Here is an 8,979-nt window from a genome sequence, read left to right on the forward strand (position 1 = left end):
AACGGTATTCAGCTTGGAGACGGCGGGCATGCGGAGCCGTTCTCTTCAAACCTACTCTTAACTTCTTAAAGATACTGAATTTCATATTTACTCTGAACCGCCCGCTGTATTCCAAGGTGATGTTGGACTCAGTTCTTTATTAGGTTCACTATCAGTTTTATTATCAAATCCCTTTGTTCTGGTAAACTTTGGGCTACTGCCAATGCTAGAGCTACTAAAGTGTTTTCATTAATTTTTCTTATTCCCCTGTCATCCAAATGATAACTGTTCTGCTCCAAAAACCACACAAACAGAAATGAACCAATTCTCTTGTTACCATCGCTGAAGGCATGACCTTTGATAACAGAATATAACAATTGTGCTGCCTGCTCTTCAATGGTTGGATATGCCAATTCTCCAAAAACTGTTTGGGAGATACTTCCCAATATTCCCCTGAATGAATCATCTTTCTCGTTTCCGAATAGCTCTCCCGCTTCTCCTTTCTGGATCAATTCCATCTTTAATTGGTGAATGGCTTTCTTGACATCATCATAATTGATGATATAAATGATTTCTTTGGAAAGATTGTCAAGCTGAAGATCTTCTGAATCATACCTATTGAGTAATTCAAAAGATTTGGAATACTTTGAAATAATATCCAAAAACCCCTCCGTCAATACTCTTTGTGACTCAAAAGTTCTTTCCCTTAAAATATCAAGCTGGTTTTCTAGCTGAATTATTTTTTGACCTTGCTTGCTCAATAATTCGCTATTGACGGCATAACCTTTGACCAAGTAATCTTTGAGTCTTTGGGTTGCCCATTTTCTGAATTCAATGCCAACTGGTGATTTTACTCGGTATCCAACTGAGATCACTACATCCAAATTGTAAGCTGAAACTGCTCTTTTTACTTTTCTTTCTCCTTCTTTTTGAACTTGGCGGAAATTCCGCCAAGTTGACTCTTTTTCCAATTCTCCCTCTTTGTAAATATTTCGGATATGCTCACCAATCGTCCTTCTAGCTTTACCGAATAACTCAACAAGCTGCTGTTCGGTAACCCAAACCGTATCTTGCTCCCCATCCAAAATGATTTCAAATTCATCACTACCTTGGGAGGGTTTGAAAACCACTATTTCAGAAATGAAGTCACCTGTTTCCATGTAGGAAGATAAAGTTTTTTGATAAAAATATCAGTTCATTGTTTCAAAAAACCTTTGATTTCAAAATTGCCAGGATCTTTGACAGCATATTCAATTAAGACCAATGATCCAATTTCCTTTTTATTGATTCTCTGAGAAAGTTTTTTCTTCTGAACATAGACCGAATCGTCAACCTGATAGGATATCGTGATGATTTGAGTAAATCCTCTCCCCATCGGTCCATACCCAAGTGCATTATCTGTAATCACGGCTTTTGCTTCTGCGGTTTTTGTCCATGGAGCAAAAGATAGTTCAAAGTTATTCCATGCTAGGTAAAGGAAAATCCCAAAACCTATTAATCCAAATATCCATGGGTTCTGCTTTGCCATTTTAGAATTGAGTCCAACGTTTTCGGGCTTGGAGACGGCGGGCATTCAGAGCCCTCCGCTTCCAAACTACTAGTAACTTATTAAAGATAATAAACCTTTAATTTACTCGAAACCTCCCGCTGTATCTAAGGTGATGTTATAGCGCGTATTTCCCTTTTCAGAGTTCAATGGAGATTTTTACCTTCCCACCTAATCCTTTTTCAACAATTTCATAAAGGGTTTTCAGTGTCAGATTACTTCCATTGTTTTCAACTCTTGAAATATAAGTTCTCTTTTTATCTACTAATTCCGCTAGTTGCTCCTGGGTTAGATTCTTGTCCTCTCTTGCCTTCTTTAATAGCAAACCAATTTTGAAAGACTCAAAATCCCTTTCCAATTCATCCCTGCGTTCGGTTCCTTTGACTCCGTACACATCATCTTTGATTTCTTTCCAGCTCTTCGTATTCATTTCCTTTTCTTTTTTCCTTTTTGAATTTCCTTTTCAGCATAATATTCATCCATCAGTTTGGCAGCTTTTTCAATTTCCTTGGTTGGTGTTTTTTGGCTTTTCTTTTGAAAGCCATTGAGAAGTATCACCAGCTTTCCTTCATCGAAAAAACAAAACACCCTCCATATATTAGATGCCAACTGAACCCTTGCTTCATATAGCCCTCTCTTTGTTTTGATAGGTTTCAGGTAAGTTTCCGGAACTCTTTCCAATGTTTCTATCGCTTCAATGACCTTAAAAATCTTGTTTTGAACTTTTTCTGTTTGGGCTTTTAAAAAGTTCTCAAAATGGTCCTGATAAGAAATGACTTCCCTTACTTTTTCTATAAGCAAATGTAACTTAAAAGTTACTATTTTCAAAATTAAAAAAACTGATTGTCTTTGGTTTGATGTTCTTAATATGCGCTATAACGGTTCGGGGCTTGGCGAAGTGCGGGACTTTTAGCACTACACTTCAATCGAAGCACCAAAGTTCAAATTTAGCACAAATGTTCATACGAAGCACTTCACCCCGCATTTCGCCAAACCCTTGTTAGCGGCTGTGGTTCTGTCGCTCGTGGTCAGTCGTTGTCAGGTTAGGGTCGCTTGTGTCGGGTTGCGTGTCGGGGGAAAAAATTAAAAAAAGAAGGGAAGGAAAAATTTTTATCGGGTTGGAAAGGGGCAAGCTCTTTTGCAAACTTTGGTCTGTGTGTCGGCTTTGAGCGGTTTGCAAATGTGCTTGACCCTGTGCGGTTGCTGCCTTTCTTTACTCCAATAGTTCATTCAAGTTACCAAATTGTCCGATTAGTCATTTTTAAAAATAAGTCGAAAATCCAAATTGTATAACTCCTGTCAGGGCAGGTGGATTACCCAACAAATCTCTTTGTTGTTCATAGCGGTAATTGAACCGCAAAACAGTAGTCCCAACAGGACGGAATGCGATTGACGGAACGATTGCCCAAATATCATCTGCAATGTTTCCGCCTGTTACTTTGAAACTGCCCTGATTGTAGTCGGCATATTCCAAACGAACTCCCACATTTAATTTCGCATTGTCCCAACCCAAAATTTCCCTTTTCAATACTGTGCCGACAATATCCATATAGCCACCGAATTGCTGTGTGCCGAATTGTTGCGTATAGGTTTCAGGAACATCCACAAAAACTTTTGCCACTTCGCCTGTAATATTCAGTCTGTTTTTAATAAGAGAAGTATTGAAGTCCACAGCCAAAACACTTGCACTTCTTTTACTGTCTAATATCAATCCGTCTTGTTTCCATTTGTTGTAAACACCTGTCATATAAGAAATGCCCAATTCGCCAATTTTTCGGTTGCGAATAGCAAGTTTTCCTGTAAACATTGGCAGTCCGCTATTGCTTTCTTCAAAACGTGCTGGATTTCTTTTTCCTGCGGCAAGCGATGTCCTGTTATCTTCATTGGAAATGATGTTGTCGTCAAAGCCATTGGTCAGATATGCTTCGTAACCCAAAATCCAACGTTTAACAAAGTATTTTCCGTGCAAGCCAAAGCCAGCATTTGACAATGTAGAGGGAATAATCGTTAAGGCAGAAATCGGGCGGTCAATAAAATCCCATATTGGCCCATCGTGATTTTGGTTAAATGCACCAATAGGGTTCATTACAATACCACCTCTTAAATTGAGCAAAGGATGAAATTCTATGTCCATTGCCGCAAATTCGATATTGATTTCTTTTGTGCCGTCTTCAAATTCAAGTTCGGAAAGGAACTTTATTTTTTTTGCAATGGTAGATGAAAAAAACAAGGTGAAACGTCTTGCCTGAAATGAAAAACCGTCTGAAATTCCGTCTGTTTGTGCGTATTGTGTATTGGCTTCCAAATAACCGCCAATAGCAATCGGCAATTTTCCTGCCGTAAGGAAAGGACGGTTGTAAACAGCATCCATATTCAACTTTTGTTTAGAAGTATCGGCAGGAATACGCTGAATAAATTTAGTTGTGTCGGTTTGTGCATTGCTGTTTGTGAAAGAGCAAAACAAGACTACCAAAATCAAACTTCTTTTAAAGATATATGTAAATGTTTTCATTGTCGGTTGAGATTTTGAATGTTTGTAAATCTTGTTCTGCGGGTGGATTTTGAACAACACCCTGATTGGTAAATTCGCTTCCGTGACAGGGACAAATCAAAAAATCGCCTTGTGCCTGTAACTCGCAGCCCTTGTGAGTGCATTGCATCAGCAAAGCGGAATAATTTTCCTCGTCTAATTTGTAAACGCAAATCGGGTAGCTGAATTTATCGTGTCGCACCAATACATATTTTCGCTGTATGGTTTTATCTTTTGCAATCCTTATAAATTCGGTTTTCGGAATGGTAATTTGATTATTTGCATAGCTCGTTTGTGCAAGGTAATTTGTGCCTGCACAGCTTTCAAGCAAAACGGCTAACGTTGTTCCTCCTAAACAGGCAAATCCGCAGGTTTTGATAAATTCTTTTCTGTCCATTACAGTGATTTTAAGAATTTGATTAAAGCATCTTTGTCCGCTGGTGAAAGGTTTTGGTATTGCATTTTGCTGTTAGTTGCTTCGCCACCGTGCATTAGTATGGCTTCTTCAATGCTTTTTGCTCTGCCATCGTGCATTAAAAAATATTGTCCGCCTTGTGAATTGGGCGAAAGTCCCAAACCCCAAAGTGGTGGTGTTCTCCATTCATATGTTTTTGCGTTGCCCTCAGTGTAGCCGTCATCAAGCCCCGAACCCATATCGTGAAGTAATAAATCGGTGTAAGGATGAAATGTTTTGTATGAAAGCGGGGCAATGGGCGAATAGCCTGTCGTTAAAGTTGGTTTATGGCAACCTGCACAATTTATTTGATTGAAAATATTTTTGCCCTGAATTACTTGTGCATCATTTTGATTTCGCTGTATAGGGGCTTTCAATGTTTGCAGGTAAAACACCACGTTGTGAATGGTTTGTGTTGAAACTTCGGGGTCAATTTCCAGTCCGCTGTAAACATCAATAGGATTAAAGAGCGAAGTAATTCCCATATCCTGATTGTAGGCATTTACGGTTTGCTGTAATAAATCATAAACGCTTGCTTTTTTTCCGAAACGCCCGATGTATTTCCCGCCTTGAGAAACAGCATTTTGATGTATTGCAACAAAAGCAGGAACATCAATCCAGTTTGGAACGCCCGAAATACCGTCTCCGTCCGCATCGTTCGGGTCAGCCATTGCGAGAATATCGGCATCGGAAACAAAGGTCAGAAAACCCAATCCTGTTACGGCAGGGGGAGTAAATTTAGAAAAGGTAGCTCCGGCAGGAATTTGTTCAGGCGTAAATCCGGGCAAAGCCCTGTTTTGAAGTTGCGGGCCTCCCAAATGTAAAAACTGATTGCCTGTTTCATCTATCTGCCCGAAGCGGGTCAGGGTTGTAAAAGGATGTCCTTTGCCGTCCCCTGCGTGGCAGCTTCCGCAACTGTTAGCCACGAAAATAGGACCAAGTCCTGTTTGGGCTGTGAAAATCTCATCGTTAAATGCTATATCACCTTTTAGGAATTGAGCAGACTGTTGATTGCTCAAACCTTCCACAGGCCCGTCCAAAATTTCATATTCGGCAGGTTCGGGCGGCAATATCTTTTCGCACGAAACCATAATTGCCACCATCAGGCAAATGGTTGAAAGGATGTATAGTTGTTTCTTATTCATCTTGGACACTATATTAGTTTGATGCGGCAAATATAATAAGTTAGATTAGACTAACAAATTTATTCTGAAAATATTTTTCTATAAGTAAGAGGCTGTTAACTTCAATTGTTACCTTTGTCTTATGAACTCTCTGGCGGAAGAAAATTACCTGAAAGCATTGCTTAACCTGTCTAATGACAAAGGTGAGGTGAATGTGAATGAGCTTTCCAAGCGGTTAGAGATAAAAATGCCTACCGTTACCAGTATGATGAAAAGGCTTTCGGCAAAAAAACTGGTGCATTACGAAAGCTACAAACCCCTGCGACTAACTGAAAAAGGAAAAAAGGAAGCTGCGGCAATTATCCGTAAGCACCGCCTTACGGAAATGTTTCTTGTTGAGAAAATGGGATTTGGTTGGGAACAGGTTCACGATATAGCCGAACAAATAGAACATATCCAGTCGCCCGAATTTTTTGCAAAAATGGATGAACTGCTTGGCTTTCCTAAATTAGACCCGCACGGTTCGCCCATTCCCGACAAAAACGGTAAAATGGTTTGGAAAGAATACAGCAAGTTGAGTGAGTGTAAAGCAGGGGACACTATAAAGTTGTCTGCGGTAATCAATACGTCTGCCGAGTTTTTGAAATTTTTAAACAGTCGTGAATTGAGTTTAGGATTAAAACTGAAAATAAAATCAGTTGAGCCGTTTGACAATACAATGGTCGTAAGCTACGGCAAACGCTTGTCGGAAACATTGAGCCATACGGTTTGTGAAAGGTTGTTGGTGGAGAAAGTGTAAAGTTATTTCCCTTTATCTTATTGTCGTCTGTCAGAGCGTAGGGATTGGCTCTTTTGGGGCTGTTGCGTGTTGGGTTTGCGGGTGGAACAGCCCCAAATGTGCCAATAGCATAGGCTAAAATTTTTTCCGTGCGGTGGGCTTTTTTTAATTTTTTTCTGTGTCGACAGTTGTCGGGGTGGCTGTCTGTCAAAGGTCGGTCTGTCGGGTTTTGAGGGGTCGCCCTACCATTGCCGCTAACGTTTCGCAGCTACCCGAAGGTGGCGATTTCGAAGCACTTCACTGTCAACTAAGCAGAAACTTTGATAGAAGCACAAAGCTTGATTTAACTACTGAACCGCCACTTTTGGGTAGGTGCTGTTATGCAGCGTTTTTCTTGTCAGAATTTCCACCATCTCTTCTTTCCTGTTAGTTCTGTCAATGGAAACGATTTATTCTCTCCATTTACTTTTTCATATTCAAGTTGAGCTGTAACTGGGTCGATTATGTGTTGCCAAGCACCTGAAAAACTCGCTCTAATTTCACTCCCGTTTGGTGTGTAGTTCTTGTCTACTTGAATCATTCCAACTGTCTCAAAAAGTTCAGAGTATTCCTTTTTAAATCTGTCGGGTAAATACCAAGTTACTTTTGGTTGGTTTTCCCAATTTCCAAAATTAGCAACAAGAACTTTGGCATTTTCAAAATCCTTCATTATTGGTCTTTCCGATTTATTTATTCTTGTTGTCACAATTAAATTATAACCAAAACCTGTTTGTTTGTCGGCTTCTAATATTACAGCTCCGCCATAATTTCCGTTTGGAAGTCTAAAAGTCAAGCAAATTCCCTTTTCAAAAATCGGCTCTTTAATCTTTTTCTTTTTCCGGGCTTTTGGCTTGTCCTTCTCTGAACTAATTTTTACAAGAAACTTTTCTAATACATCCTTTCGTTTTTTTATTTCAGTTTCATCAGCATCAAGTTCTCTCCAAACTTGCAAGTCCTTTTCTGTCTGAATAATTTCTTTTACTCGATTGAATGTCTCTTGGTCCAATGCTTTTGTTTCCCAAAGTGCCAAGGCAAGGGTAAACCAAAAGTTGTTTGAGTCATCAGGACTTTCAATAAGTTCTTTGTTGTCACGAATAAGCTTTTCCGCAATTATCTCTGGCTTTTCTCCTTCGTTGTAAAGGTCAAAAAAGTCAGCGTAAATGTCGCTTGAAGTGTCGTTACTATTTATTGCTGTTCCCCAAGTTCCCATTGTTTATGTCTGTCGTTTTAAAATGCTGCATAACGGTTTGCGTATATGGTTTGTGGCGGGCAAAAATGCGTTAATTTTTCAATTAAAGTTTTACGTTTCTAAAAATACAAAAACTTTGAGTTTTGCACTAATTCCGCCATAAACTATATGCGCTGTTGTGGCGTCGTTATTTTTATTCCGTTTGATTTATAAATTCTTTCCATTCAGATTTATTTTTGTGCGATTTAGTTAATACTTCATTTACATCAAAATCTAAATTTTCCGTTACTTTTACAAGTTTCTTGGAGTCAAAATAAGCAGAATATTTATTTTTTGAAGTCAGATTGTCTTTATCAAATTTTTCTATTTTCTTTATATAATGAATTAGTTCCTCGTTATTGTAATAATAATATTCGACAGTATGAATATTCTGTAAATTGGTTAATATTTTTATTAAATAAATTGTTCTGTTCTTATAAACTACATTTTCGTGAAAACTTCCAACTCGTTTTTTAAAAAACAAAAACTTCTTTTTTGAAATTAACCCTGAACTCTGAATTATTTCAAAAGCGTCTTGTTTTGTAGGATTTTCAGGAATTATTGAAACTATAGAATCAATTGTTTTTAATTTTATTGAGTCTGATTCCTGTCCAAAAGTTGTTAATGAAAACCCCCAAATTACTAATGTCAATATTTTTCTTATCATTTTGGGTTTTTCATAATGCGCCACAACGTAAAAGCATACCCGCAGTGGGGGAATTAAAAGCACAAACGATGAAATTAGAACTAAATTTTGATAATAGCACAAATGCCGAAAGTAGCACGTCAGCCCCCATTGCCGGGTATGCAGTGTTACCGGCTGGCGTTCTCGGTCCCGAATTTATTGATACGTCAAACAGGTCCGACCAAAGACACTACTGGCTGATGCCACCTGATAAATTGAAACCATTAAATGACGAGTTCAATTTTGACTTTGACCCTTGCCCATTTCCACGGCCTGATGGCTTTGATGGACTTGAAGTTGATTGGGGCAAAAGCAATTGGGTAAACCCACCATTTACCGGAATGGCAAAAGAACCAGGTAAACGCAAAATAGGCCCAATGGCTTGGGCAAGAAAAGCACTTGCGGAAAGGGACAAAGGCAATACCAGCGTATTGATATTTCCCATTTATCAGGTTCGGGTTATTTCGTTCCTTGAAGATAATGGAGCGGAAATAAGATACGCTGGTAAAATTAGGTGGCTTGCCGTTGAAGATAATACACCTAACCCGTGCAAGAGTTCGGATATTCAGCCCTGTTTGATTATGGTGCTGCGTCCTTACGCTTGCCGGTAACATCC

Annotated in this window: 11 protein-coding genes; 2 read left to right on the plus strand and 9 right to left on the minus strand. The window is 39.0% G+C overall.

Features of this window, described 5'->3' with window-relative positions; genetic code table 11:
• Positions 1-128: 128 nt before the first annotated feature.
• The 7 genes from rhuM to FL972_RS11180 all read right to left on the minus strand — a co-directional run bounded on the left by rhuM (position 129) and on the right by FL972_RS11180 (position 5,654).
• Positions 129-1,139: a virulence protein RhuM/Fic/DOC family protein gene (gene rhuM, locus FL972_RS11150; protein ID WP_144605491.1), complete on the minus strand. Its 1,011-nt coding sequence runs from the start codon at positions 1,137-1,139 to the stop codon at positions 129-131.
• 35 nt (positions 1,140-1,174) lie between these two features.
• Entirely contained in the window at positions 1,175-1,507 is a 333-nt protein-coding gene (locus FL972_RS11155) for a hypothetical protein (RefSeq protein ID WP_144605492.1), read from the minus strand.
• 157 nt (positions 1,508-1,664) lie between these two features.
• On the minus strand, positions 1,665-1,955 hold the full coding sequence (locus tag FL972_RS11160) for a helix-turn-helix domain-containing protein (protein WP_009183299.1): 291 nt from the start codon (positions 1,953-1,955) through the stop codon (positions 1,665-1,667).
• Positions 1,952-2,320 carry a type II toxin-antitoxin system RelE/ParE family toxin gene (locus tag FL972_RS11165; protein WP_144605504.1) on the minus strand — a complete coding sequence of 123 codons (369 nt, stop codon included), beginning with the start codon at positions 2,318-2,320 and terminating at the stop codon, positions 1,952-1,954. The genes FL972_RS11160 and FL972_RS11165 overlap by 4 nt, the downstream gene beginning before the upstream one ends.
• 466 nt (positions 2,321-2,786) lie before the next feature.
• Positions 2,787-4,037, minus strand: a complete 1,251-nt coding sequence (locus FL972_RS11170; RefSeq protein ID WP_144605493.1) for a hypothetical protein — start codon at positions 4,035-4,037, stop codon at positions 2,787-2,789.
• A complete protein-coding gene (locus FL972_RS11175) occupies positions 4,012-4,452 on the minus strand; it encodes a QcrA and Rieske domain-containing protein (RefSeq protein ID WP_144605495.1) in 441 nt (146 codons plus the stop codon). The genes FL972_RS11170 and FL972_RS11175 overlap by 26 nt, the downstream gene beginning before the upstream one ends.
• Positions 4,452-5,654, minus strand: a complete 1,203-nt coding sequence (locus tag FL972_RS11180) for a di-heme oxidoredictase family protein (protein ID WP_144605497.1) — start codon at positions 5,652-5,654, stop codon at positions 4,452-4,454. Before FL972_RS11180 ends, FL972_RS11175 begins: the two co-directional genes overlap by 1 nt.
• Before the next feature lie 121 nt (positions 5,655-5,775).
• Between FL972_RS11180 and FL972_RS11185 the strand changes: the two genes are divergently transcribed.
• Positions 5,776-6,432 (plus strand): metal-dependent transcriptional regulator, encoded by a 657-nt coding sequence (locus FL972_RS11185; RefSeq protein WP_144605498.1) that lies wholly within the window; start codon positions 5,776-5,778, stop codon positions 6,430-6,432.
• A 376-nt stretch (positions 6,433-6,808) separates the two neighbouring features.
• Here FL972_RS11185 and FL972_RS11190 read toward each other — a convergent pair whose 3' ends face one another.
• Positions 6,809-7,660, minus strand: coding sequence for a hypothetical protein (locus FL972_RS11190; RefSeq protein WP_144605499.1), 852 nt, complete (start codon positions 7,658-7,660; stop codon positions 6,809-6,811).
• A gap of 172 nt (positions 7,661-7,832) precedes the next feature.
• Positions 7,833-8,345 carry a hypothetical protein gene (locus FL972_RS11195; protein WP_144605501.1) on the minus strand — a complete coding sequence of 171 codons (513 nt, stop codon included), beginning with the start codon at positions 8,343-8,345 and terminating at the stop codon, positions 7,833-7,835.
• Between FL972_RS11195 and FL972_RS11200 the strand changes: the two genes are divergently transcribed.
• Positions 8,324-8,974, plus strand: coding sequence for a hypothetical protein (locus FL972_RS11200; protein ID WP_144605502.1), 651 nt, complete (start codon positions 8,324-8,326; stop codon positions 8,972-8,974). The genes FL972_RS11195 and FL972_RS11200 overlap by 22 nt on opposite strands.
• Positions 8,975-8,979 lie beyond the last annotated feature (5 nt).

This window comes from Algoriphagus algorifonticola (assembly GCF_007655305.1).
In the GTDB taxonomy this organism is placed as follows: domain Bacteria; phylum Bacteroidota; class Bacteroidia; order Cytophagales; family Cyclobacteriaceae; genus Algoriphagus; species Algoriphagus algorifonticola.